The organism is Actinomyces procaprae (genome assembly GCF_004798665.1).
GTDB lineage: Bacteria > Actinomycetota > Actinomycetes > Actinomycetales > Actinomycetaceae > Actinomyces > Actinomyces procaprae.
The window spans coordinates 2,762,862-2,784,868 of sequence record NZ_CP039292.1 but is presented as its reverse complement, the minus strand read 5'-3'; the positions used below and the strand labels follow the sequence as shown (position 1 = coordinate 2,784,868).

Annotated in this window: 29 protein-coding genes; 28 read left to right on the top strand and 1 reads right to left on the bottom strand. The window is 68.4% G+C overall.

All coding sequences use genetic code 11. The annotated features are described in order from the left end of the window. The 19 genes from E4J16_RS11445 (at position 1) to rpsQ (ending at position 16,324) form a co-directional block, all read left to right on the top strand. Positions 1-2,736, top strand: a complete 2,736-nt coding sequence (locus E4J16_RS11445; RefSeq protein ID WP_136193627.1) for a GAP1-N2 domain-containing protein — start codon at positions 1-3, stop codon at positions 2,734-2,736. 25 nt (positions 2,737-2,761) lie between these two features. Beyond that, complete coding sequence (locus E4J16_RS11440; protein ID WP_136193628.1) at positions 2,762-3,652, top strand: hypothetical protein; 891 nt, start codon at positions 2,762-2,764, stop codon at positions 3,650-3,652. A gap of 68 nt (positions 3,653-3,720) precedes the next feature. Further along, positions 3,721-4,833, top strand: coding sequence for a hypothetical protein (locus E4J16_RS11435; RefSeq protein WP_240038129.1), 1,113 nt, complete (start codon positions 3,721-3,723; stop codon positions 4,831-4,833). Between the two features lie 127 nt (positions 4,834-4,960). Beyond that, on the top strand, positions 4,961-5,809 hold the full coding sequence (locus E4J16_RS11430) for a hypothetical protein (RefSeq protein ID WP_136193630.1): 849 nt from the start codon (positions 4,961-4,963) through the stop codon (positions 5,807-5,809). Positions 5,810-6,191: 382 nt separating this feature from the next. Beyond that, positions 6,192-6,566 (top strand): 30S ribosomal protein S12, encoded by a 375-nt coding sequence (gene rpsL, locus E4J16_RS11425; protein ID WP_073327562.1) that lies wholly within the window; start codon positions 6,192-6,194, stop codon positions 6,564-6,566. Next, the gene (rpsG, locus tag E4J16_RS11420) at positions 6,566-7,036 is read left to right on the top strand and encodes a 30S ribosomal protein S7 (protein WP_073327560.1); all 471 of its coding nucleotides are present in this window, start codon (positions 6,566-6,568) and stop codon (positions 7,034-7,036) included. Before rpsL ends, rpsG begins: the two co-directional genes overlap by 1 nt. A gap of 78 nt (positions 7,037-7,114) precedes the next feature. Continuing rightward, the gene (gene fusA / locus E4J16_RS11415; protein WP_136193631.1) at positions 7,115-9,250 is read left to right on the top strand and encodes an elongation factor G; all 2,136 of its coding nucleotides are present in this window, start codon (positions 7,115-7,117) and stop codon (positions 9,248-9,250) included. 195 nt (positions 9,251-9,445) lie between these two features. After that, the gene (tuf, locus tag E4J16_RS11410) at positions 9,446-10,636 is read left to right on the top strand and encodes an elongation factor Tu (RefSeq protein ID WP_136314048.1); all 1,191 of its coding nucleotides are present in this window, start codon (positions 9,446-9,448) and stop codon (positions 10,634-10,636) included. Positions 10,637-11,056: 420 nt separating this feature from the next. Further along, positions 11,057-11,365 (top strand): 30S ribosomal protein S10, encoded by a 309-nt coding sequence (gene rpsJ / locus E4J16_RS11405; protein ID WP_003786051.1) that lies wholly within the window; start codon positions 11,057-11,059, stop codon positions 11,363-11,365. 11 nt (positions 11,366-11,376) lie between these two features. Continuing rightward, positions 11,377-12,039 carry a 50S ribosomal protein L3 gene (gene rplC, locus E4J16_RS11400; protein WP_136314047.1) on the top strand — a complete coding sequence of 221 codons (663 nt, stop codon included), beginning with the start codon at positions 11,377-11,379 and terminating at the stop codon, positions 12,037-12,039. A gap of 4 nt (positions 12,040-12,043) precedes the next feature. Beyond that, positions 12,044-12,691, top strand: coding sequence for a 50S ribosomal protein L4 (rplD, locus tag E4J16_RS11395; protein ID WP_136193634.1), 648 nt, complete (start codon positions 12,044-12,046; stop codon positions 12,689-12,691). After that, a complete protein-coding gene (rplW, locus tag E4J16_RS11390) occupies positions 12,688-12,993 on the top strand; it encodes a 50S ribosomal protein L23 (protein ID WP_136193635.1) in 306 nt (101 codons plus the stop codon). The genes rplD and rplW overlap by 4 nt, the downstream gene beginning before the upstream one ends. 21 nt (positions 12,994-13,014) lie before the next feature. Further along, entirely contained in the window at positions 13,015-13,851 is an 837-nt protein-coding gene (gene rplB, locus E4J16_RS11385) for a 50S ribosomal protein L2 (protein ID WP_136193636.1), read from the top strand. 11 nt (positions 13,852-13,862) lie between these two features. Continuing rightward, a complete protein-coding gene (rpsS, locus tag E4J16_RS11380; RefSeq protein ID WP_092533016.1) occupies positions 13,863-14,141 on the top strand; it encodes a 30S ribosomal protein S19 in 279 nt (92 codons plus the stop codon). A 32-nt stretch (positions 14,142-14,173) separates the two neighbouring features. After that, entirely contained in the window at positions 14,174-14,551 is a 378-nt protein-coding gene (rplV, locus tag E4J16_RS11375; protein ID WP_136193637.1) for a 50S ribosomal protein L22, read from the top strand. After that, complete coding sequence (gene rpsC, locus E4J16_RS11370) at positions 14,551-15,351, top strand: 30S ribosomal protein S3 (protein WP_136193638.1); 801 nt, start codon at positions 14,551-14,553, stop codon at positions 15,349-15,351. The genes rplV and rpsC overlap by 1 nt, the downstream gene beginning before the upstream one ends. Positions 15,352-15,354: 3 nt before the next feature. Then, positions 15,355-15,774, top strand: a complete 420-nt coding sequence (gene rplP, locus E4J16_RS11365; protein WP_136193639.1) for a 50S ribosomal protein L16 — start codon at positions 15,355-15,357, stop codon at positions 15,772-15,774. Then, a complete protein-coding gene (rpmC, locus tag E4J16_RS11360; RefSeq protein WP_092533004.1) occupies positions 15,774-16,022 on the top strand; it encodes a 50S ribosomal protein L29 in 249 nt (82 codons plus the stop codon). Before rplP ends, rpmC begins: the two co-directional genes overlap by 1 nt. After that, positions 16,019-16,324, top strand: coding sequence for a 30S ribosomal protein S17 (gene rpsQ, locus E4J16_RS11355; protein ID WP_136193640.1), 306 nt, complete (start codon positions 16,019-16,021; stop codon positions 16,322-16,324). The genes rpmC and rpsQ overlap by 4 nt, the downstream gene beginning before the upstream one ends. Positions 16,325-16,481: 157 nt before the next feature. Here rpsQ and E4J16_RS11350 read toward each other — a convergent pair whose 3' ends face one another. Beyond that, positions 16,482-17,792, bottom strand: a complete 1,311-nt coding sequence (locus E4J16_RS11350; protein ID WP_136314046.1) for a CHAP domain-containing protein — start codon at positions 17,790-17,792, stop codon at positions 16,482-16,484. A 375-nt stretch (positions 17,793-18,167) separates the two neighbouring features. On the opposite strand from E4J16_RS11350, the gene rplN reads away from it, so the two are divergent. From rplN to rpmD, 9 genes are read left to right on the top strand one after another with little or no spacing between them, the layout of a single operon-like run. After that, complete coding sequence (gene rplN / locus E4J16_RS11345; RefSeq protein WP_092532997.1) at positions 18,168-18,539, top strand: 50S ribosomal protein L14; 372 nt, start codon at positions 18,168-18,170, stop codon at positions 18,537-18,539. Between the two features lie 3 nt (positions 18,540-18,542). Further along, on the top strand, positions 18,543-18,887 hold the full coding sequence (rplX, locus tag E4J16_RS11340) for a 50S ribosomal protein L24 (RefSeq protein WP_136193642.1): 345 nt from the start codon (positions 18,543-18,545) through the stop codon (positions 18,885-18,887). A gap of 2 nt (positions 18,888-18,889) precedes the next feature. Then, complete coding sequence (gene rplE, locus E4J16_RS11335; RefSeq protein ID WP_136193643.1) at positions 18,890-19,471, top strand: 50S ribosomal protein L5; 582 nt, start codon at positions 18,890-18,892, stop codon at positions 19,469-19,471. Between the two features lies 1 nt (position 19,472). Next, entirely contained in the window at positions 19,473-19,658 is a 186-nt protein-coding gene (locus tag E4J16_RS11330; RefSeq protein WP_092532989.1) for a type Z 30S ribosomal protein S14, read from the top strand. A 58-nt stretch (positions 19,659-19,716) separates the two neighbouring features. Continuing rightward, positions 19,717-20,115 (top strand): 30S ribosomal protein S8, encoded by a 399-nt coding sequence (gene rpsH / locus E4J16_RS11325; RefSeq protein ID WP_136193644.1) that lies wholly within the window; start codon positions 19,717-19,719, stop codon positions 20,113-20,115. 21 nt (positions 20,116-20,136) lie between these two features. Then, entirely contained in the window at positions 20,137-20,676 is a 540-nt protein-coding gene (gene rplF / locus E4J16_RS11320; RefSeq protein WP_136193645.1) for a 50S ribosomal protein L6, read from the top strand. A gap of 2 nt (positions 20,677-20,678) precedes the next feature. Continuing rightward, complete coding sequence (gene rplR / locus E4J16_RS11315) at positions 20,679-21,053, top strand: 50S ribosomal protein L18 (RefSeq protein ID WP_136193646.1); 375 nt, start codon at positions 20,679-20,681, stop codon at positions 21,051-21,053. A 31-nt stretch (positions 21,054-21,084) separates the two neighbouring features. Continuing rightward, positions 21,085-21,792 carry a 30S ribosomal protein S5 gene (gene rpsE / locus E4J16_RS11310; RefSeq protein WP_136193647.1) on the top strand — a complete coding sequence of 236 codons (708 nt, stop codon included), beginning with the start codon at positions 21,085-21,087 and terminating at the stop codon, positions 21,790-21,792. Next, complete coding sequence (gene rpmD / locus E4J16_RS11305) at positions 21,792-22,007, top strand: 50S ribosomal protein L30 (RefSeq protein ID WP_136193648.1); 216 nt, start codon at positions 21,792-21,794, stop codon at positions 22,005-22,007. Before rpsE ends, rpmD begins: the two co-directional genes overlap by 1 nt.

Genomic DNA, 22,007 nt, shown 5'->3' with positions numbered 1-22,007 from the left:
ATGCCGTTTCCAAGCCAGGACCACGGCTCGGGACCGTACCGGGCCGACTCACCGCCCGCCTCGCCGGCCCCGCCGCAGGGCGCGCCGGCGTCCTGCTCCCAGTTGCTATACACGAATGTGGACCGCGTAGCCGACGGGCGAGCACTGTCCGGCTGGCAGATCATGGCCGCCTCCGCCGACCTGGGTGAGGAGGAGGCGCAGCGGCTCAGCCGGCTGATCCAGCCGGTGCTCTCCCCGGTCCGCTCACTGTCCTCCTTCCCGACGGCGGAGGAGATCGCGGGTGCGGAGCGCAGGCTGGCGCAGGTGCCGCTGGGCGATGACACCGTCTTCGTGCACACCGCGCCCGCCGGGCTGGATACCACGGGAAGACCCAACACCGTCACCCACCTGCTCCGGCTCGGGCAGGAACCCGCCCCGGTGCTGACCGGGCCGGACCTGTGGCGCTCCAACTGGTGGGTCACCCCATTCGGTGCGGAGAATGTTCGGGCCGCGACCCTCCCCGACCCGCAGGCACTGCGCGCAGGCCCCCTGGATGACGACGCGGTCGCCGACTTCATCGCCGCGGGCCGCAGGGGCCCGGTTCTGGGGGCCATCGCCGATGCACTTGAAGCGGGCCTGGGTGCGGGGCGCGCGGGCGAGCCGCGGCTGGTGGTGGTCGCCTGCGACTCGACCGACGAGGCGGCGGCGTGGACCGCGGCCCTGGCGCGCACCTGCGCCGGCGCGACATTCCGGCGGGTGGGCGTGTCAACGCTGGAGCGCATCGCGGGTGACGGGGATGTGGACGGCCTGCTGCGGCAGGGCATCACATTGGCGTTCGCCCCGCGCGACGACGCCCTGGGAGGGCGGCTCGACCGCGCCAAGTGCCTGGTGATCGACCCGGCCGCGGAGGACTGGCCGGCTCCGGCCGGCGCCTGGGGGCGCCTCGCCCGCGCCGCCGCCGATGACTTGGGGGCGTGGGTCGCGGCCACCGAGTCAATGCGCGACGTACTGTCCGTCCTCCCGGATCACCGGGACCTGACCCCGGCGTGGCCGCTGGCGATGGCGGAGGCCTGCGAGCCGGGCCTGTTCGCGTCCTCCCAGGATGATGCGCTCACCGCCATGGTCGAGCGCGAGCTGGTCGCCTGCCACCCCCGGGCGCTGGCCACCAGCGCCTACCTGACCGCGGTTGTGAACGACCGCGTGCTGGGCTCGACGGTGGACGACCCCGAGTCCTGGTACTCCAAGCTCGCAGCCGTCCCGGCGGGGTCACCCGTTGCGGGCGTCGCGGGAGGCCTGGCCAGGAAGTACCTGGAGACGGCGTCGCGACACCCCGACTGGCTGGCAGCACCACGCACCCGGCGAGAAGACGTCACCCAGCTGCTCCAGGCATGGAGCGCGGCTGCCGGCAATCAAGCAGTGGCTGACACCGTCTTCTCGACTGCCTACCGGGCAGCGGCCGAACAGGCTGACCGCTCGCACGTGGGCGCCGGCGTGCAGGCGGTGGACGCGCTGGTGCGCGACGGCCTGCCCCTGACCGCGGACCTTGCCGCGGCCCTGCTCGGCTCGGCCGCGAGCGCCCTGGTCAATGACTCCGACCCGGACCACCGCGAGCTCCTGGCACTGGATCCGTGCGCGGGCACACGCAGCCGCGTCGCCGCGCTGGTCGACGACCGGCTGCGCGACCTGCACGCCTACGACCCCAAACGCCCCCTGCCGCTGCTGGCGCCCGCGGCGCTGGCGTGGCTCGTGCAGGACCAGGTACTGGTGGGCATGCCCTGGATCGCCCTGGAGGCGGCGGTCAACGGGCTGCGTTCCGAGGCCAACGCGGCCGGCGCCGTCGCCCTGGTGCAGGCGCTGCAGGGGGTGCGTGCCGCACCCCGGCTTCCCGACGACGTCCTCAGCCTGCTGGCCGACCACCTCACCGCGGCACAGGCGCTCGCGGTTCCCCGGGCCCTGCCCGGGTGGTGGCGGATCGTCGGCCCCTGCCTGGTGCACAACCCGGCAGACCCGGTGGGCCTGGACTTCGCCCGCCGGTACCTGCGATCCGAAGGCCTGTCCGAGCGCCGCCTGCGTGGTGAGGCAATCACCTTCAGGTCGTGGCAGCAGGTCGTCTGCGGGGCGGTGCTCCTGCACTCGGTTCCGATCATGACTGCCGAACCACTGGAGGTGGCCACGATCGCCGCGAACGTGTTAAAAGGAATAGAGGGGGTTCGGCGCAGGCAATATGGGGCGGACGTGCCGAACCTGGCGCTGGGGGATGCCCGGAACAAGGCGCTGGTGGCGCTGGTGGTGGCCATGTGGGCGGGCATCCAGGTACCGGTCCAACCCGACGGCCTCAGCATGTCCAGGGCTTTGGACACGCTGCCGCAGTGGCTGGAGCAGCATCCCGCCGCGCTGTCGCCCCGGGCCCCCCACGCGCTGGGGCACACGACCCGCCGGCTGGTTGCGCTGGCATTCCTCAGGCAGCGGGAGGGGCGGCTGCCCGAGGACCTGCGTGACTGGTCCGATGACGTGCTCAACAACTTCGACTTGGTGCAGGAGCGCTCGGCGCCCGTGCTCGCGGATCGTGACGACATCGCCCTGACCGCCGTACGTGTATGGGTGGGAATGCTCGATGAGCGCGTGCGGGCGCAGGCGCCGGACAAGTTGCGGGACGCACTCCAGGACGCTCCGGGAGCCGAGCGGTGGCTCGCGAAGGAAGTGTTCGGCTCAGCGGGCCGATTCAACATCCGGTCAAGGATCTTCGGCGGCCGCTGACCCGTCCAACAGGAAAGGAAGCCTCGTGTCAGACATCATTGCGCACGGAGAGTGGGACGCGCTCACCCTGCCCGGCCAGGGCGCCGTCGAGCTGAGCCTCGTCTCGCGCGCGGTGCCCGCGCGCCTGGAGGTGATGGGTACGGCGCGGTCACCCAAGTATCTTGGCGCGGCGCGTACGGCGGTCGCATTCCCCGCACAGTCCGTCGGCACGGATACGCCGACCACGGTGTGCGTGGCGACGTCCTCCGGTGCCCCCTTCCCCGGGGACCATACGGTCGACCTCGCCATTGGGGTCGCGGGCGGGCAGTCATACCTGCTGCGGTCCATCCCCGTCTCCGGCCGGTCCTCCGCGGCCGTGATCACCTTGTCGCGCTCCAACACCGGCATAGCGATCCTCCCCGGTGAGGGCGGCTCGGCCACCCTGGGCCTGGGCGGCTGGTGCGCGAGGCGCTGGGAGGAGCAGGGCAGGCGGCTCGCCCCCACGCTTTCAACCCTGGTGATCGACACCTCCGCGTCGATGCAGCAGTACGCGGAGCGGGTGGACGCCCTGCTCGGCTTCCTCAATGACCTGTACGCCACTGTCGGCGTCCCGGCGCCGTCGGTGCGCCGCCCTCCCGTGGCCGGTGTGGAGCAACACGGCGTCGGCCAGGTGGTGGTTGCTGCTGCGCAGGGCCGCGTGGGGGTGGTCACGGACCTGCCTCCGGTGCCCGCCCGCGCGGATGTGCTGCTGGTCGGATCGGCCGACGTGCTCGCCGTCGTCCCCGACCCCGGTGCCTGCGCCCTGGACGCGGAGGCCTGGGCGGAGTTGATGCGTGACGACGTCGGCTTCGGGGCCCGCACGCTGGAGCTCCTGGAGCCGCTACTCGCCTGGCTGACGCAACCCGCTGAAACCCACGGAAACGGAGAAACCGCATGAGTGCCTGCCCCTACTGCTTTTCCCCAGTACCGGCCGGGGAGACGACGCTACGTTGCACGGGTGCGTGCGTGCCCGTTCCCGACCTGCAGGCCACCGCCCTGGCCGGCTACGACTTCAAGACGACTCCCACCTACCGCGTCGTTCAAACCGAGGGCCAGCCGCTGCCGAACGCGATCCCGTGCCGGCGCTGCGGGCAGCTGTGCCGCCAGCCGGTATGCAACTCGTGCCACCGGGACCTGCCGCCCGGCTGGCGCGATGCCCGGGTTTTCACGATGACGCTGGTCGGGGCGCGCGGCTCCGGCAAGTCGGTGTACATCGGTGTGGCGGTGGACCTGCTCAGGCGCTACGCGGAATCCCGGGGATGCACCATGACGCCGACCACGATGGGGACGTACGAGGTGTACTCGACACGTTATTACGAGCCCCTTTTCAAGGACAACGTGGTCATGGGGGGCACTCCTCCGATCGCCGGCGGCGGTGCCTATCAGCAGGACCCCCTGATCTGGGAGTTCGGGGGGAACGGCGTCGAGCGCTTCTACATCGTCATGCGCGATGTGGCCGGCGAGGACATTGAGAAGGTGGTGGACAGGCCGCTTCACTTCAGCTTCATGGACCGGGCCGATCTGGTGATCTTCCTGTTCGATCCGCTCATGCTGGACTCCGTGCGCCAGGTGCTCGCGGGCATCATTCCGGAGATCGATCGCAACCGGCTGGGTGACACGCCCGATGAGGTGCTGCCCAAGGTACTCAGGCAGCTGTCCTCCGGCTCGGCCCGGTTGGCGCTGACCATCTCCAAGTTCGACTCGCTGCACAAGATGACCAATGCGGACAGTGCCCTGACGCCGCTGCTGGCTAATCCGGCCGCTCACTTCAACCGTGATGACACGATGCTGCGCGCGCAGCAGAGTACTGAGGACGCGATGGCCGCCTTTGAGGCCGATGCCGCGTTCCTGGACGCGGAGGTCCGCTCACTGTTCGCGCGCATCGGCGACACCACGGTCACGGTGGCGGCGGAGGGGGCGCGGAGCGACGGCTCGCTCGCCGAGCTGCGGTACTTCGCCGTATCGGCGGTGGGTGAGAGCCCCCAGCACGCCGATCAGCTGACAGAGCGCGGGATCTCGCCGTTCCGGGTCCTGGACCCGATTCTGTGGGGACTTCACCGCCGGGGCCTGTGGCTGTGAGCGCGGCGGCGTCGGCGCGGCCACCGGGCCGGCGGCGCGACCGTGTTGAAGCGCACGTCGGTGTCGGCGTGCGGCGTCGGTACGGTTGAGGGCGTACCTGTCCGCGGCGTCGGTAAGGAGCCCACGCATGTCCAATTCGTCCGCGCCCGAGTATGAGCCCGATCCCCGGCCGCACGGCGGCGCCCGGCGGGTGAGCGTGTTCGGTCGCAATGGCTGGGACGAGCGCTTGGAGCGCGACGCCGACGGCGCGCAGTGGCAGGACTCCCAGCCCACGCAGGCGTTCGGCACGGCATACGGAGACGAGCCGCAGGCCGGCGCCGACCCGGTCTTCGGGACGTCCTTCGCCGATGACGCGCCCGCGGCCACCCGGACGATGCCGCTGGCCGTAGGCGGCGCGACCCCGGACGCCGCGCCGCAGTACGCATACGGCGGGCACCGGATGGACGTGGCCCCGGCCGAGCCCGTACCCGCCGCACCCGTGCGCCTGCCGCGGCCCCCGCGGCGCCGCCGCACGGCGGCCACGCCGCTGGGCACTATCGTCGTGCTGCTGGCGAGCGCGCTCCTGGGAGGCGGCATCTACCTGCTGCTGACGTCCGTGGACGTGCTCGCCATCGTGCAGGGGAACGGATCGACCCTGAGCACGCCCGCGCTGGCGGCCTTCGCCGCCGGGGGAGTGCTCGCATTCGTCGGCTTCATCATCGCGTGCGTCGCAGTCGCCCGGGCTCGCCCCAAGACTGCCGCGTTCCTCCTGCTCCTGGCCTCCTTCATCCTGCCGACGGCGGCGGTCATCGGCGGCGCCTACTACGGGGCGACGGCGCTGAAGGACGCCACCGTCGCGCAGGCGGAGTCCTACGCGACGTCAATCGACGTGGACCGCGTAGACGCCCTCATCGGTGAGGTCGAGTCGCTGGGCGTGGATGTCCCGGGCAAGGAGCAGGTCCTGGAGATCCTCCGGGCCGTCAGGGGCGAGGGCTGAGGGCGGCGTCACCGCCGCGCCCGTGAGCCGCAGGTGCCAGGCGACTGCGGCCGGTCCGCGGCTCGGTACGTGGCCGGGAACACCATGGCAGCGCCTGGCGTCTGCGGGCGCAGGCCGGTAAAGTCACGCCCTGGTGCCCGCGTGCGGGTCACCGTTCTCCATTCCGTTCCCAGCGAGGCGGCGCTCAGGCGTCGGCGAGTGACGCGGGTCTGCCGCGGCGGGAACCGACGGGCCCCGTCACGGGGCTCCGGACGCAGCGTCGTCGGCCGGGCCGGCGCCGGGCGGGCCGGCCCTCACCGTGGCTCAGTGCGCCGTCGTGGGGGAGCGGGTCGGCACACGGGCAACGACAGCCCGCAAAGCACTTCAAGATGGAGAATCAGTAGTGCCCACAATTCAGCAGCTGGTCCGCAAGGGCCGCTCTACCAAGCGTGCGGCCTCCAAGACGCCGGCGCTCAAGTCCAGCCCGCAGCGTCGTGGCGTGTGCACCCGCGTGTACACCACGACCCCGAAGAAGCCGAACTCCGCCCTGCGTAAGGTCGCCCGTGTGCGCCTGTCGACGGGCATTGAGGTCACGGCCTACATCCCCGGTGAGGGGCACAACCTCCAGGAGCACTCGATCGTGCTCGTCCGCGGTGGTCGTGTGAAGGACCTTCCCGGTGTCCGTTACCACATCGTGCGCGGCTCCCTCGACACCCAGGGTGTCAAGGGCCGCCAGCAGGCACGCTCCAAGTACGGCGCCAAGAAGGAGAAGAACTAATGCCCCGTAAGGGTCCCGCCCCCCGGCGCCCGCTCGCCGTCGACCCGGTCTACGGCTCACCGGTCGTCACCCAGCTCGTCAACCGCGTCCTGCTCGACGGCAAGAAGGCGACCGCCGAGCGCATCGTCTACGGCGCCCTCGAGGGGGTGCGCTCCAAGACCGACCAGGATCCGGTCTCGGTCCTCAAGCGCGCCCTGGACAACATTCGCCCGTCCCTGGAGGTCCGCTCCCGCCGCGTCGGTGGTGCGACCTACCAGGTCCCGGTCGAGGTCCGCCCCAACCGCGCCACGACCCTCGCTCTGCGGTGGCTCGTGGACTTCTCCCGCCAGCGGCGCGAGAACACCATGACCGAGCGCCTCATGAACGAGATCCTGGACGCCTCCAACGGCCTCGGCGCCGCCGTCAAGCGGCGCGAGGACATGCACCGAATGGCCGAGTCCAACAAGGCCTTCGCTCACTACCGCTGGTAATCATCCGCACCCCGTCCGGGCCCCTCCGGGCCTGGACGGTGCCCAACTCCCTCACCACACGAACGAAGGACACCACTAGTGGCACTAGACGTGCTGACTGACCTCACCAAGGTCCGCAACATCGGCATCATGGCTCACATCGATGCCGGCAAGACCACCGTGACCGAGCGCATCCTGTTCTACACGGGCATCAACTACAAGATCGGCGAGACGCACGACGGCGCCTCCACGATGGACTGGATGGAGCAGGAGCAGGAGCGCGGTATCACCATTACCTCCGCGGCCACCACCTGCTTCTGGAACGACAACCAGATCAACATCATCGACACCCCCGGCCACGTCGACTTCACGGTCGAGGTCGAGCGCTCACTGCGCGTGCTCGACGGTGCGGTCGCCGTCTTCGACGGCAAGGAGGGCGTCGAGCCCCAGTCCGAGACGGTGTGGCGCCAGGCGGACAAGTACAACGTCCCCCGCATCTGCTACATCAACAAGATGGACAAGCTGGGCGCGGACTTCGACTTCTCCGTCCAGACGATCCGCGACCGGCTCCACGCCACTCCCATCGTCGTGAACTTCCCCATCGGTGCCGAGAACGAGTTCTCCGGCGTCGTCGACGTGCTGGAGATGCGGGCCGTCCGCTTCCCCGAGAAGGACGCCGACGGCAAGGAGACCCGCGGCTCCGTCGTCGAGTACGAGGAGATCCCCGCCGAGCTCGTGGCCAAGGCCGAGCAGCTGCGGAGCGAGCTCATGGAGACGGTCGCCGAGGCCGACGACGAGCTGATGGAGAAGTACCTGGAGGGTGAGGAGCTCACGGTCGCCGAGCTCAAGCGCGGCATCCGCAAGCTCACCATCGCCGGCCAGGCCTTCCCGGTCTTCGCCGGGTCCGCCTTCAAGAACAAGGGCATCCAGCCCGTGCTCGACGGCGTGCTCGACTACCTGCCCTCCCCGCTGGACGTTCCGGACGTCGAGGGCCACGCCCCCGGCGACGAGTCCAAGGCGCTCACCCGCAAGGCGGACGAGAAGGAGCCCTTCTCCGCGCTCGCCTTCAAGGTCGCCACGCACCCGTTCTACGGGAAGCTGGTGTACGTGCGCGTCTACTCCGGCAAGGTCTCCCAGGGTGACACGGTCTTCAACGCGACCAAGGGCCGCAAGGAGCGCGTCGGCAAGCTCTTCCAGATGCACTCCAACAAGGAGAATCCGGTGGAGGAGGCCCACGCGGGCCACATCTACGCCTTCATCGGCCTGAAGGACGTCACCACGGGTGACACGCTGTGCGCCCAGGGCGACCCGATCATCCTGGAGTCGATGACCTTCCCGGATCCCGTGATCCACGTGGCCATCGAGCCCAAGACCAAGGGCGACCAGGAGAAGCTGGGTGTGGCCATCCAGAAGCTCTCCGAGGAGGACCCGACCTTCACCGTCGAGCTCGACGAGGAGACCGGCCAGACCGTCATCGGCGGTATGGGCGAGCTGCACCTGGATGTGTTCGTCGACCGCATGCGGCGCGAGTTCAAGGTGGAGGCGAACGTCGGTAACCCGATGGTCGCCTACCGTGAGACCATCCGCAAGAAGGTCGACAAGGTCGAGTACACGCACAAGAAGCAGACCGGTGGTTCCGGTCAGTTCGCGAAGGTGCTCATGTCCTTCGAGCCCCTCGTGGTCGACGAGACCGACGAGGAGTCCGAGAACCAGCACTACGAGTTCGTCAACGCCATCACGGGTGGTCGCGTGCCCCGCGAGTTCATCCCGAGCGTCGACGCCGGCGTGCAGGAGGCCATGACGACCGGTGTGCTGGCCGGCTACCCGATGGTGGACGTCAAGGCCACCCTGGTCGACGGCGGCTACCACGAGGTCGACTCCTCCGAGATGGCGTTCAAGATCGCCGGCTCGATGGCCTTCAAGGAGGGCGCCAAGAAGGCCCAGCCGGTTCTGCTCGAGCCGGTCATGGCCGTCGAGGTGCGCACCCCCGAGGAGTACATGGGCGACGTCATCGGCGACCTGAACTCCCGCCGGGGCATGGTTCAGTCAATGGAGGACGCGCAGGGCGTGAAGGTCATCAAGGCCGCCGTCCCGCTGTCGGAGATGTTCGGCTACGTCGGCGACCTGCGCTCCAAGACGCAGGGCCGTGCCGTCTACTCCATGACCTTCGACTCATACGCCGAGGTTCCCAAGAACGTGGCGGACGAGGTCATCGCCAGGGCCAAGGGCGAGTAACCCGGCCTGCACCGCCGCCGGGGCGGGAATCACATGTCCCGTCCCGGCGGTCACCGCCCCGGAATTACCTCCGGGGCATCCCATCCAAGTAAGATTTCCAACAATTCACCCGTAGACACTCTGGCAGTCGGTGCGGCTAACATGTGCTAGTCGACTCCCGACGAAGAGAACTACCCGAGTCCCAGGAGGACACCAGTGGCCAAGGCCAAGTTCGAGCGGACCAAGCCGCACGTCAACATCGGAACGATCGGTCACGTCGACCACGGTAAGACGACGCTGACCGCCGCGATCTCCAAGGTCCTGCACGACGAGTACCCGGACCTGAACCCCTTCACCCCCTTCGACGAGATCGACAAGGCTCCCGAGGAGCGCCAGCGCGGTATCACCATCAACATCGCGCACGTCGAGTACGAGACCGACAAGCGTCACTACGCTCACGTGGACGCCCCCGGTCACGCCGACTACATCAAGAACATGATCACCGGTGCCGCCCAGATGGACGGCGCGATCCTGGTGGTCGCCGCCACCGACGGCCCCATGGCCCAGACCCGCGAGCACGTTCTGCTCGCCCGCCAGGTCGGCGTCCCCGCCCTGCTGGTCGCGCTGAACAAGTCCGACATGGTCGACGACGAGGAGCTCCTCGAGCTGGTCGAGATGGAGGTCCGCGAGCTGCTGTCCTCCCAGGACTACGACGGTGACGAGGCCCCGGTCGTTCGCGTCTCCGCGCTGAAGGCCCTCGAGGGTGACCCCGAGTGGACCGGCAAGATCAAGGAGCTCATGGACGCGGTCGACGAGTACATCCCGACCCCCGAGCGTGACATGGACAAGCCGTTCCTCATGCCCATCGAGGACGTCTTCACCATCACCGGTCGCGGCACCGTCGTCACCGGTCGTGTCGAGCGCGGCAAGCTGCCGATCAACTCCGAGGTCGAGATCCTCGGTATCCGCGACCCGCAGAAGACCACCGTCACCGGCATCGAGATGTTCCACAAGTCCATGGACGAGGCCTGGGCCGGTGAGAACTGCGGTCTGCTGCTGCGCGGTACCCGTCGCGAGGACGTCGAGCGCGGGCAGGTTGTCTGCAAGCCCGGCTCCATCACCCCGCACACCGAGTTCGAGGGCCACGTCTACATCCTGACCAAGGACGAGGGCGGCCGCCACAACCCCTTCTACTCGAACTACCGTCCGCAGTTCTACTTCCGCACCACGGACGTCACCGGCGTCATCACGCTGCCCGAGGGCACCGAGATGGTCATGCCCGGCGACACCACCGAGATGTCGGTTGAGCTGATCCAGCCGATCGCCATGGAGGAGGGCCTCGGCTTCGCCATCCGTGAGGGTGGCCGCACCGTCGGCTCCGGCCGCGTCACCAAGATCATCAAGTGACCCGGTAACAGCGTCTGCGCTGACTTGTCGGCGGGCTCATGGCCCGCGGCGGTGGCTTCGGAGGCCCGTCACCCGCTTGGGTGGCGGGCCTCCCGCATGCTCATGCGGGTTGGCCCGGGCGAGCCAGCTGTGCGACACGCCCGAGCGCGTGGACCCGTGCGCGGTCTCACAGCGCATCCGGCCCGCTTCGGCTTTCACGGGCGGGGGAGGCGCTGATAACGTAGGCCAGCCGGCGGGTTCCAGCCCGTCCGGCCGCACCGGGGGCCCACCCCGGAATCCAGTCTGACGGACCCGATTCCCATCGGGCTTCCGTGTGTCCAGACCGGCTCACCTGCCCTTGACCGGGCCGAGGTGCGCGTCGCGCAGGCGACACGCCCGAGCGCGTGGACCGGTAATCGAAAGCAAGAGAGGTTAGGCGCCATGGCGGGACAGAAGATCCGCATCCGGCTCAAGTCCTACGACCACGAGGTCATTGACTCCTCGGCGCGCAAGATCGTCGACGTCGTGACCCGCGCGGGCGCGACGGTCGTTGGTCCGGTGCCGCTGCCGACCGAGAAGAACGTGTTCTGCGTGATTCGGTCGCCCCACAAGTACAAGGACAGCCGCGAGCACTTCGAGATGCGTACGCACAAGCGGCTGATCGACATCGTCGACCCGACGCCGAAGGCCGTCGACTCGCTCATGCGGCTCGACCTGCCGGCCGACGTCAACATTGAGATCAAGCTCTGAGGACTGAAGCCATGACAACCAACCAGCGGTCAGCTGCGCCCACCAAGGCGCTGCTCGGCACCAAGCTCGGCATGACTCAGGTCTGGGACGAGAACGGCGTCCTGCGCCCGGTCACCGTCGTGCGCGTGGACACCAACGTCGTCACCCAGGTGCGCACCGTCGAGAACGACGGCTACGAAGCCGTCCAGCTCGCCTTCGGCGAGATCGACGAGCGCAAGGTCACCAAGCCGCTCGCCGGGCACTTCGCCAAGGCCGGGGTGACCCCCCGCCGCCACGTCGCCGAGGTCCGCACCTCGCTCGCCGGGGACTACGCCCCCGGACAGGAGCTGAACGTCGACACCTTCGAGGTCGGCCAGCTCGTCGACGTCACCGGCACCTCAAAGGGTAAGGGCTTCGCCGGCACGATGAAGCGTCACGGCTTCTCCGGCGTCGGCGCCTCCCACGGTGCCCACCGCAACCACCGTAAGCCCGGCTCCGTCGGCGCCTGCGCCACCCCGGGCCGCATCTTCAAGGGCCTGCGCATGGCCGGCCGCATGGGCCACGCCACCACGACCGTCCAGAACCTCAAGGTCCGCGGCGTCGACACCGACAAGGGCGTGCTGCTCATGGGCGGCGCCATCCCGGGCCCCAAGGGCTCGGTGGTCGTCATCCGCACCGCCGTGAAGGGAGCCTGACACCATGGCACAGACCATCACCGTCGACATCGTCGACTCCACCGGCGCCAAGACCGGCACCGCGGAGCTCCCCGGCGAGATCTTCGACGTCGAGCCGAACATCCCCCTGATGCACCAGGTGGTCGTGGCCCAGCTGGCCGCGGCCCGCCAGGGCACGCACGCCACCAAGACCCGCGGCATGGTCCGCGGCGGCGGCCGCAAGCCCTACCGCCAGAAGGGCACCGGACGCGCCCGCCAGGGCTCCATCCGCGCCCCGCAGTTCACCGGCGGTGGCACGGTGCACGGCCCGCAGCCGCGCGACTACTCCCAGCGCACCCCGAAGAAGATGAAGGCCGCGGCGCTGCGCCAGGCCCTGTCGGACCGCGCGCGCAACGGACGTATTCACGTCATCACCGAGTTCGTCACCTCCGAGAAGCCGTCCACCAAGTCGGCCCTCGCCGCGCTGCGCAACCTCACGGACCGTCCGAAGTCCCTGGTGGTTGCCACCTCCGCGGACGAGCTCACCCGCCTCAGCCTGCGCAACGCCCCCGAGGCGCACGTGCTTCAGGCGGACCAGCTGAACACCTACGACGTCCTCAACTCCGACGACGTCGTCTTCACCGCCGCAGCCCTGGATGCCTTCCTCGGCAAGGGTGAGGAGGAGTCCAAGTGAGCCTCGAGAAGAGCAAGAACCCCCGCGACGTCATCCTCGCGCCGGTCGTCTCCGAGAAGTCGTACACCTGCATGGATCGCGGGCAGTACACCTTCCTGGTCGACCCCGCCGCCAACAAGACCGAGATCAAGATCGCCGTTGAGGCCATCTTCGGCGTGAAGGTCGAGTCGGTGAACACGATTAACCGCCGCGGCAAGACCCGCCGCACCCGCACGGGCATCGGCAAGTCGAAGGACACCAAGCGCGCGATCGTGACGCTGCGCGAGGGCACCATCGACATCTTCGGCGACGTGACGGACTGACACGGAAGGTAGAAGATCGAGATGGGAATCCGTAAGTACAAGCCGACGACCCCCGGTCGCCGCGGCTCCTCCGTCGCGGACTTCAGCGAGCTGACCCGCAGTCGGCCCGAGAAGTCGCTGGTGCGGCCGCTGAGCAAGTCCGGAGGCCGCAACTCCTCCGGCCGCATCACCACCCGCCACAAGGGCGGCGGTCACAAGCGCGCCTACCGGCTGATCGACTTCCGCCGTCACGACAAGGACGGCGTGCCCGCGAAGGTCGCGCACATCGAGTACGACCCCAACCGCACGGCTCGCATCGCGCTGCTGCACTACCTGGACGGCGAGAAGCGCTACATCCTCGCCCCCAACGGACTGCGCCAGGGCGACCGGGTCGAGGCCGGCCCCGGGGCCGACATCAAGCCCGGCAACTGCCTGCCGCTGCGTAACATCCCCACCGGCACCGTGGTGCACGCCGTCGAGCTGCGCCCCGGCGGTGGCGCCAAGATCGCCCGCAGCGCCGGCACCTCGGTGCAGCTGGTCGCCAAGGAGGGCAAGTACGCGCAGCTGCGCATGCCCTCCGGTGAGATCCGCAATGTTGAGGCCGCCTGCCGGGCGACCGTGGGCGAGGTCGGCAACGCCGAGCAGTCCAACATCAACTGGGGCAAGGCCGGCCGCATGCGCTGGAAGGGTGTGCGCCCGACCGTCCGCGGTGTGGTCATGAACCCGGTGGACCACCCGCACGGTGGTGGTGAGGGCCGCACGTCCGGTGGTCGCCACCCCGTATCGCCCTGGGGCAAGCCTGAGGGCCGTACCCGCCGTCCCAACAAGTCCAGCGACCGGCTTATCGTGCGTCGTCGTCGGACCGGCAAGAAGCGCTGATAGGAGCCATCATGTCGCGAAGCCTGAAGAAGGGCCCCTTCGTAGACGACCACCTGCAGAAGAAGGTGGACGTCCAGAACGAGAAGGGCACCAAGAACGTCATCAAGACCTGGTCACGTCGTTCGGTCATCACACCGGACTTCATCGGCCACACCTTTGCTGTCCACGACGGCCGCAAGCACGTCCCGGTGTTCGTCACCGAGTCGATGGTGGGGCACAAGCTCGGCGAGTTCGCCCCCACGCGGACCTTCCGTGGGCACGTCAAGGACGACCGCAAGGCGCGTCGCTGACGGGCGCCGGAGAGTTTGAGAGGCTGAAGAACATGGAAGCCAAGGCGCAGGCCAAGTACGTGCGCTGCACGCCGATGAAGGCACGCCGGGTCGTGGACGTCGTCCGCGGCAAGCGCGCCGTCGACGCCGTGGGCGTACTGCGTTTCGCACCGCAGGCCGCTGCGGTGCCCGTCCGCAAGGTCATCGAGTCCGCCATCGCCAACGCCCGGTATCTGGCCGAGCGGGACGGCGAGCGCTTCGACGAGAACGACCTGTTCATCACTGAGGTGTACGCCGACGAGGGCCCGACCCTCAAGCGGTTCCGCCCGCGCGCCCAGGGGCGCGCCGGCCGGATCCTGAAGCGCACCAGCCACATCACCGTTGTCGTCGGCGACAAGGCCGACACCGCCAAGCAGGAAGGAGCCCGGTAATGGGGCAGAAGGTCAACCCGACCGGGTTCCGCCTGGGCATCACCACGGACCACCGCTCGCGCTGGTTCGCCGACTCCACCAAGCCCGGTCAGCGTTACCGCGACTTCGTGGACGAGGACGTCAAGATCCGCCGTCTCATGGAGGACGGCATGGAGCGCGCCGGCATTTCGAAGGTCGACATTGAGCGCACCCGTGACCGGGTCCGCGTCGACCTGCACACGGCCCGCCCCGGCATCGTCATCGGTCGGCGCGGCGTCGAGGCCGAGCGTCTGCGGGGCCAGCTCGAGAAGCTGACCGGCAAGCAGGTGCAGCTGAACATCCTCGAGGTGCGCAACCCCGACATGGACGCCCAGCTGGTCGCCCAGGGTATCGCCGAGCAGCTTGCCAGCCGCGTGTCCTTCCGGCGCGCGATGCGCCGCGGCCTGCAGTCGGCGATGCGCGCCGGCGCCAAGGGCGTGCGGGTGCAGTGCTCCGGCCGCCTCGGCGGTGCCGAGATGAGCCGCAGCGAGTTCTACCGCGAGGGTCGGGTGCCGCTGCACACCCTGCGGGCGAACATCGACTACGGCTTCTACGAGGCCAGGACCACCTTCGGCCGTATCGGCGTGAAGGTGTGGATCTACAAGGGCGACATGACCGAGCGCGAGTTCGCCCGCCAGCAGGCCGAGTCCGCCCCGCGCGGCCGCGGTCGTGGTGAGCGCCGCGGACGTCGCGGTGAGCGCGCCCCGCGCCAGAGCGAGCAGCAGGCCGAGCAGGCGCCGGCCACCGACAACGCTGCCCCCGACCAGGGAACGGAGGCCTGAGCCGTGCTCATCCCCCGCCGGACCAAGTACCGCAAGCAGCACCGCCCGCACCGTTCGGGCATGTCCAAGGGCGGCAACCAGATCGCCTTCGGTGACTACGGCATTCAGGCTCTCGAGCCCGCCTACGTCACCAACCGGCAGATCGAGGCCGCGCGTATCGCCATGACCCGGCACATCAAGCGTGGCGGCAAGGTGTGGATCAACATCTTCCCGGACCGCCCGCTGACCAAGAAGCCCGCGGAGACCCGCATGGGTTCCGGTAAGGGCGCCCCGGAGTGGTGGATCGCCAACGTCAAGCCCGGCCGCATCATGTTCGAGCTGGGCGGCGTTGACGTCGACCTCGCCCGGGAGGCCATGCGCCGCGCCCAGGCCAAGCTTCCGATGAAAACCCGTTTCGTGACTCGTGAGGGTGGTGACGTCTGATGGCTATCGGTTCCAAGGGGCTGACCCCCGCCGACCTCGACGCCATGGACAATGAGCGACTCGCTGAGGAGCTCTCCAAGGCCAAGGCCGAGCTGTTCAACCTTCGGTTCGCCTCCGCGACCGGCCAGCTCGAGGACCACGGCCGTCTGAAGGCCGTGCGTCGCGACATTGCCCGCATCTACACCATCGTGCGCGAGCGTGAGCTCGGTATTCGCACCGCTCCGAGTACTCAGGAGGAGGCCAAGTGAGCGAGCAGACCACTCAGAACGAGGACGTCCAGAACGAGTCCGGTGCGCCGGAGCGCAACCACCGTAAGGTGCGTCGTGGCTACGTCGTCTCGGACAAGATGCAGAAGACCATCGTCGTCGAGGTGGAGGAGCGCTACAAGCACTCCCTGTACGGCAAGGTTCTGCGTCGCTCGAAGAAGTACAAGGTCCACGACGAGCACAACGACGCCCACCCCGGCGATCTCGTGCTCATCATGGAGACCCGCCCGCTGAGCGCCACCAAGCGCTGGCGGCTGGTTGAGATCATCGAGAAGGCCAAGTGACCTCTCACTGATCGGCGGCGGCTCGCCGCCGCCATCACACACAACGCCGACGCCGCAGCCACGGGCTATGCCCAAGGCTGCGGCGTCGGCGTGTTCGGCGCATTTCCTGCTTGAGGACGTCGGTGGTCCACGGGCCGGCGTGGGCCGCGCACCGGTACTACTTCAGGCGCCAGATCTTGTAATAGCCGCCCGTATTACGGGACGCGAAGCTGCCGCGGTTGACGCGCTCGCCGTAGCCGTAGTTCGAGTCGATCACCTGCGCAGTCGCCTCAGAGCCGCCGGCCGTGATGATTGCGGTGTGGCCGCCGGCGATGTCCGGGTACACCCACTGGCAGATGTCACCGGGCTGGACGTTGTGCCATCCGACCACCTCGGTGCAGATCTTCGCCCAGGAGGCGTTGTATCCCCACGGGAAGTTCTCCAGGTAGACGGGTGTGCCGCCGGCGGCTCGGATGACGGTTTGTACCCATGCGGCGCACTGGCCGCCGACCGCACCGTTGGGGTAGGCCTGCGCGGCGGCAATGATCCTGGCGTTCAGGCGGCCGGCGGGGGCGGAGGCCGCGGCGCTGCGGGCCGAAGAGGACACCCAGAAGGTGCCGTTGTTGCGTTCGCCGTTGGTCAGGGTGGTGATGTTGTGGCGGCTGAAGGAGGTGTAGTTGGAGGCGGCGGTGAGGGCGTGGACCTCGATCTTGCCCTGGCCGGTGTTGTTGGTCTTGATGAAGTAGAGGTCTTCGCCGACCATGTGGAAGGTGCCGTTGTTGCGTTCGCCGTTGGTCAGGGTGGTGATGTTGTGGCGGCTGAAGGAGGTGTAGTTGGAGGCGGCGGTGAGGGCGTGGACCTCGATCTTGCCCTGGCCGGTGTTGTTGGTCTTGATGAAGTAGAGGTCTTCGCCGACCATGTGGAAGGTGCCGTTGTTGCGTTCGCCGTTGGTCAGGGTGGTGATGTTGTGGCGGCTGAAGGAGGTGTAGTTGGAGGCGGCGGTGAGGGCGTGGACCTCGATCTTGCCCTGGCCGGTGTTGTTGGTCTTGATGAAGTAGAGGTCTTCGCCGACCATGTGGAAGGTGCCGTTGTTGCGTTCGCCGTTGGTCAGGGTGGTGATGTTGTGGCGGCTGAAGGAGGTGTAGTTGGAGGCGGCGGTGAGGGCGTGGACCTCGATCTTGCCCTGGCCGGTGTTGTTGGTCTTGATGAAGTAGAGGTCTTCGCCGACCATGTGGAAGGTGCCGTTGTTGCGTTCGCCGTTGGTCAGGGTGGTGATGTTGTGGCGGCTGAAGGAGGTGTAGTTGGAGGCGGCGGTGAGGGCGTGGACCTCGATCTTGCCCTGGCCGGTGTCGTTGCTCTTGATGAAGTACAGGTCCGAGCCCTCGGCGGCGAGGGCGACCGGGTCCGCCAGCAGGGGCGCTCCAGCAGCTGCGAGCGCGGTCAGTGCGGCCGCGGAAAGCATGCGGCGCCGTGACAGTTGAGCAGTCATCTCAGGTCTCCTTGATCAGGGGCTAACAGGACTCGGCAAGGCTAACGGAATGAGCGGCAGGTCACAATCACGCCCGCGTGTGTGTCGGCGTCGGCGGGCGGCGGACGCCGGGGCGGCGCGCTCGGTGAGCAACGGCACAGGCGCGCGCTTCCGGCTCGACTACCGGCGAATCCCCGCATTGCACTAGGGTTGTGGAGCTGCGCGCTCTCGGCGCGCCCGGCAGAGACCTCGCGCCCGTGCGCCTGTGTCTGCCGGGACCCGTGTGTCGAGAACCTCCCGCCGTGCGCGGGGCGCGCACATGAAGAAAGAACGTTCGGCCAGGCTCGGCCCGCCCCGTGCGGGGTGAGAACCGGCTCGACGACAGGAGAACACTCAATGATCCAGCAGGAGTCGCGACTGAAGGTCGCCGACAACACCGGTGCCAAGGAGATCCTTTGCATCCGTGTGCTCGGCGGCTCGGGTCGGCGCTATGCGGGCATCGGCGACCAGATCGTCGCCACCGTGAAGGACGCCATCCCCGGCGGCAGCGTCAAGAAGGGCGAGGTCGTCAGGGCGGTCGTTGTGCGCGCCGCCAAGGAACGTCGCCGCCCGGACGGCTCGTACATCCGCTTTGACGAGAATGCGGCCGTCATCATCAAGAACAACGACGGTGAGCCGCGCGGCACGCGCATCTTCGGACCCGTCGGCCGTGAGCTTCGGGACAAGAAGTTCATGCGCATCGTCTCACTGGCACCGGAGGTGATCTGACCCATGGCACGTATCAAGAAGGGTGACCAGGTCATCGTCATCGCCGGTAAGGACAAGGGCAAGACCGGCCGTGTGCTTCGGGTGATCCCGAAGGAGGACCGCGTCGTCGTCGAGGGCGTGCAGCGTGTCACCAAGCACACGCGGCCGCGGCAGACCGCCCAGGGCGCCACCGCCGGCGGTATCGAGACCGTCGAGGCCCCCATCCACATCTCCAACGTCATGCCCATCGACCCCAAGACCAAGCAGCGCACCCGCGTGGGCTTCCGGCTCGAGGAGGGCGTGCGTCCCAACGGCCGTAAGCGCACCGTGCGCGTGCGCTACGCCAAGAAGTCCGGAGAGGACCTGTGACCATGGCTGAGAACACGGTTGTCACCACCGAGGCCCCGGCCGCTCCCCGGCTCAAGGGCAAGTACAACGAGCAGGTGCGCCCCGCTCTGCAGAAGGAGTTCGACCACTCCAACGTCATGCAGGTCGGGCGCGTCGTCAAGGTCGTCGTGAACATGGGTGTGGGGGAGGCCGCCCACGACTCCAAGCTGATTGAGGGCGCGGTTCGCGACCTCGCCGCCATCACCGGCCAGAAGCCCCAGATCACCCGGGCCCGCAAGTCGATCGCCCAGTTCAAGCTGCGTGCGGGCCAGCCCATCGGCGCCCACGTCACGCTGCGCGGCGACCGCATGTGGGAGTTCCTGGACCGCCTCATCTCGATCTCGCTGCCGCGTATCCGCGACTTCCGCGGGCTCAGCCCCAAGCAGTTCGACGGCAACGGCAACTACACCTTCGGTCTCACCGAGCAGGCGGTGTTCCACGAGATCGACCCCGACGCCATTGACCGCGTGCGCGGCATGGACATCACCGTGGTCACCACGGCCAAGACCGATGAGGAGGCCCGCTCGCTGCTGAAGCAGCTCGGCTTCCCCTTCAAGGAGAAGTGACATGGCAAAGACCTCTCTGATCGCGAAGGCGAACCGCAAGCCGAAGTTCGGCGTCCGTGCCTACACGCGCTGCCAGCGCTGCGGCCGGCCCCGCTCGGTGTACCGCAAGTTCGGCCTGTGCCGCATCTGCCTGCGCGAGATGGCCCTCAGCGGCCAGCTCCCCGGCGTGAGCAAGTCCAGCTGGTAAGAACTTACGTCGCAGGTCCGAGGAGGAAACCGCGACGAGGAAGGGCGCAGGCCCACTAATGACAATGACAGACCCGATCGCAGACATGTTGACTCGTCTGCGCAATGCCAACAACGCATACCACGAGACCGTCTCCATGCCCTCCAGCAAGCTGAAGGTGAACATCGCCAAGATGCTGCAGGCCGAGGGCTACATCGACGGCTACGAGGTGACCGACGCCCAGGTCGGTAAGACGCTCACTCTGAACCTGAAGTACGGTGCCAACCGGCAGCGTGCCATCCAGGGCCTCAAGCGCGTCTCCAAGCCCGGTCTGCGCGTGTACGCGAAGTCCACGAACCTGCCCAAGGTCCTCGGCGGCCTGGGGGTGGCCATCCTGTCCACCTCCTCCGGTCTCCTGACCGACCGGCAGGCCGAGTCCCGGGGCGTAGGCGGCGAAGTGCTCGCCTACGTCTGGTGAGATAAGGAGCGGAGGAGAACCATGTCTCGAATTGGACGCCTTCCCGTTCCGGTCCCCGCCGGAGTGGACGTGACCATCGAAGGAAATGACGTCACGGTCAAGGGCCCCAAGGGCACCCTGACCCGGACCATCGCCCAGCCGCTGACGGTAGAGCGCCAGGAGGACGGCTCCATCCTGGTCACCCGGCCCGACGACGAGCGCCGCTCGCGCTCGCTGCACGGCCTGTCCCGCACGCTGATCAACAACATGGTCATCGGTGTCACCGACGGCTACTCCAAGCAGCTGGAGATCGTCGGCACCGGTTACCGCGCCGTCCAGAAGGGCAGCAGCATCGAGCTGTCGCTCGGCTTCTCCCACACCGTCGTCGTCGACGCCCCCGAGGGCATCGAGCTGAAGGTCGATGGGACCTCCAAGGTGATCGTCTCCGGCATCTCCAAGGAGCAGGTCGGTGAGGTCGCCGCGAACATTCGCAAGATCCGTCCGCCGGAGCCCTACAAGGGCAAGGGCGTGCGCTACGCCGGCGAGAACGTGCGCCGCAAGGTCGGAAAGGCTGGTAAGTGACCATGGCTTACGCGATCAAGAGGGACAAGACCAAGACCGTCGCCCGCAAGATCCGCCACCAGCGCGTGCGCAAGCACGTGTCCGGCACGGCCGCGCGCCCCCGGCTCGTCGTCAGCCGCTCCAACCGCCACATGGTTGCGCAGGTTATCGACGACACCATCGGGCACACGCTCTGCTCCGCCTCCACCCACGAGGCCGCGCTCCAGGGCGTTGAGGGCCACAAGGTCGGTGCCGCCCGCCGCGTCGGCGAGCTGGTCGCCGAGCGTGCCAAGGCCCTGGGCATCGACAAGGTCGTGTTCGACCGTGGCGGCTACAAGTACCACGGTCGCGTTGCGGCCGTAGCCGAGGGCGCCCGCGAGGGCGGCCTGGAGTTCTGAGCCAGACGACGAGAAAGCTAAGGAGTTACTGATGGCTGCACAGCAGCGAGACAGGTCCGCGTCGTCCGACGGCTCGGCCCGGCGTGAGAACGACCGCGGCGAGGGCCGCGGCCGTCGTGACCGCAACACTGACCGCCGCGACCGGGGCACCGGTCGGGGCAACGACGACAAGTACATCGAGCGCGTCGTCACCATCAACCGCGTGTCCAAGGTCGTCAAGGGCGGCCGCCGCTTCACCTTCACCGCGCTGGTCGTGGTCGGTGACGGCGAGGGCACGGTGGGTGTCGGCTACGGCAAGGCGAAGGAAGTTCCCGCAGCCATTGCCAAGGCCGTCGAGGCGGCGAAGAAGGAGTTCTTCCACGTCCCGATGATCCGCCGCACCATTCCGCACCTGGTGCAGGGCGAGGACGCCGCCGGCGTCGTGCTGCTGCGCCCGGCGTCGCCCGGTACCGGTGTTATCGCCGGCGGCCCGGTGCGCGCCGTGCTGGAGTGCGCGGGTGTCCACGACATCCTGTCCAAGTCGCTCGGCTCATCGAACGCGATCAACATCGTCCACGCGACGGTGGCCGCGCTCAAGCAGCTCGAGCAGCCCGAGTCGGTTGCGGTCCGCCGTGGCCTGCCCCTGGAGGAGGTCGCGCCGCAGTCGATGCTGCGCGCCCGCGCCGAGGGCGAGGCCGCCAAGCGCGCCGAGGCCGAGAAGAAGGAGGCCGAGAAGGCCGCTGAAGGAGTGGGTGCGTGATGGCTGACGCCGCTACCGACAAGACACAGCAGGACGTGCGGCAGATCAAGGTGACCCAGGTCCGTTCCGGCATCGGGGGTACGCGTCGTCAGCGCGAGACCCTGAGGTCGCTCGGCCTGCGCCGGATCCGCCAGTCCGTGGTCCGCGAGGACAATCAGTCCGTGCGCGGCATGATCGCCAAGGTGGCGCACCTCGTCACCGTTGAGGAGGCCTGA

Excerpts from the sequence above, each read along its gene's own strand:
- rplN (WP_092532997.1), top strand. The coding sequence starts at position 18,168 with ATGATCCAGCAGGAGTCGCGACTGAAGGTCGCCGACAACACCGGTGCC.
- rpsH (WP_136193644.1), top strand. The coding sequence starts at position 19,717 with ATGACAATGACAGACCCGATCGCAGACATGTTGACTCGTCTGCGCAAT.
- rplR (WP_136193646.1), top strand. The coding sequence starts at position 20,679 with ATGGCTTACGCGATCAAGAGGGACAAGACCAAGACCGTCGCCCGCAAG.
- E4J16_RS11330 (WP_092532989.1), top strand. The coding sequence starts at position 19,473 with ATGGCAAAGACCTCTCTGATCGCGAAGGCGAACCGCAAGCCGAAGTTC.
- rplV (WP_136193637.1), top strand. The coding sequence starts at position 14,174 with ATGGAAGCCAAGGCGCAGGCCAAGTACGTGCGCTGCACGCCGATGAAG.
- E4J16_RS11430 (WP_136193630.1), top strand. The coding sequence starts at position 4,961 with ATGTCCAATTCGTCCGCGCCCGAGTATGAGCCCGATCCCCGGCCGCAC.
- rplC (WP_136314047.1), top strand. The coding sequence starts at position 11,377 with ATGACAACCAACCAGCGGTCAGCTGCGCCCACCAAGGCGCTGCTCGGC.
- rpsC (WP_136193638.1), top strand. The coding sequence starts at position 14,551 with ATGGGGCAGAAGGTCAACCCGACCGGGTTCCGCCTGGGCATCACCACG.
- rpmD (WP_136193648.1), top strand. The coding sequence starts at position 21,792 with ATGGCTGACGCCGCTACCGACAAGACACAGCAGGACGTGCGGCAGATC.
- rpsS (WP_092533016.1), top strand. The coding sequence starts at position 13,863 with ATGTCGCGAAGCCTGAAGAAGGGCCCCTTCGTAGACGACCACCTGCAG.
- rplB (WP_136193636.1), top strand. The coding sequence starts at position 13,015 with ATGGGAATCCGTAAGTACAAGCCGACGACCCCCGGTCGCCGCGGCTCC.
- rpsJ (WP_003786051.1), top strand. The coding sequence starts at position 11,057 with ATGGCGGGACAGAAGATCCGCATCCGGCTCAAGTCCTACGACCACGAG.
- rplE (WP_136193643.1), top strand. The coding sequence starts at position 18,890 with ATGGCTGAGAACACGGTTGTCACCACCGAGGCCCCGGCCGCTCCCCGG.
- E4J16_RS11445 (WP_136193627.1), top strand. The coding sequence starts at position 1 with ATGCCGTTTCCAAGCCAGGACCACGGCTCGGGACCGTACCGGGCCGAC.
- E4J16_RS11350 (WP_136314046.1), bottom strand. The coding sequence starts at position 17,792 with ATGACTGCTCAACTGTCACGGCGCCGCATGCTTTCCGCGGCCGCACTG.
- rplX (WP_136193642.1), top strand. The coding sequence starts at position 18,543 with ATGGCACGTATCAAGAAGGGTGACCAGGTCATCGTCATCGCCGGTAAG.
- rplF (WP_136193645.1), top strand. The coding sequence starts at position 20,137 with ATGTCTCGAATTGGACGCCTTCCCGTTCCGGTCCCCGCCGGAGTGGAC.
- rplD (WP_136193634.1), top strand. The coding sequence starts at position 12,044 with ATGGCACAGACCATCACCGTCGACATCGTCGACTCCACCGGCGCCAAG.
- rpmC (WP_092533004.1), top strand. The coding sequence starts at position 15,774 with ATGGCTATCGGTTCCAAGGGGCTGACCCCCGCCGACCTCGACGCCATG.
- rpsG (WP_073327560.1), top strand. The coding sequence starts at position 6,566 with ATGCCCCGTAAGGGTCCCGCCCCCCGGCGCCCGCTCGCCGTCGACCCG.
- rpsE (WP_136193647.1), top strand. The coding sequence starts at position 21,085 with ATGGCTGCACAGCAGCGAGACAGGTCCGCGTCGTCCGACGGCTCGGCC.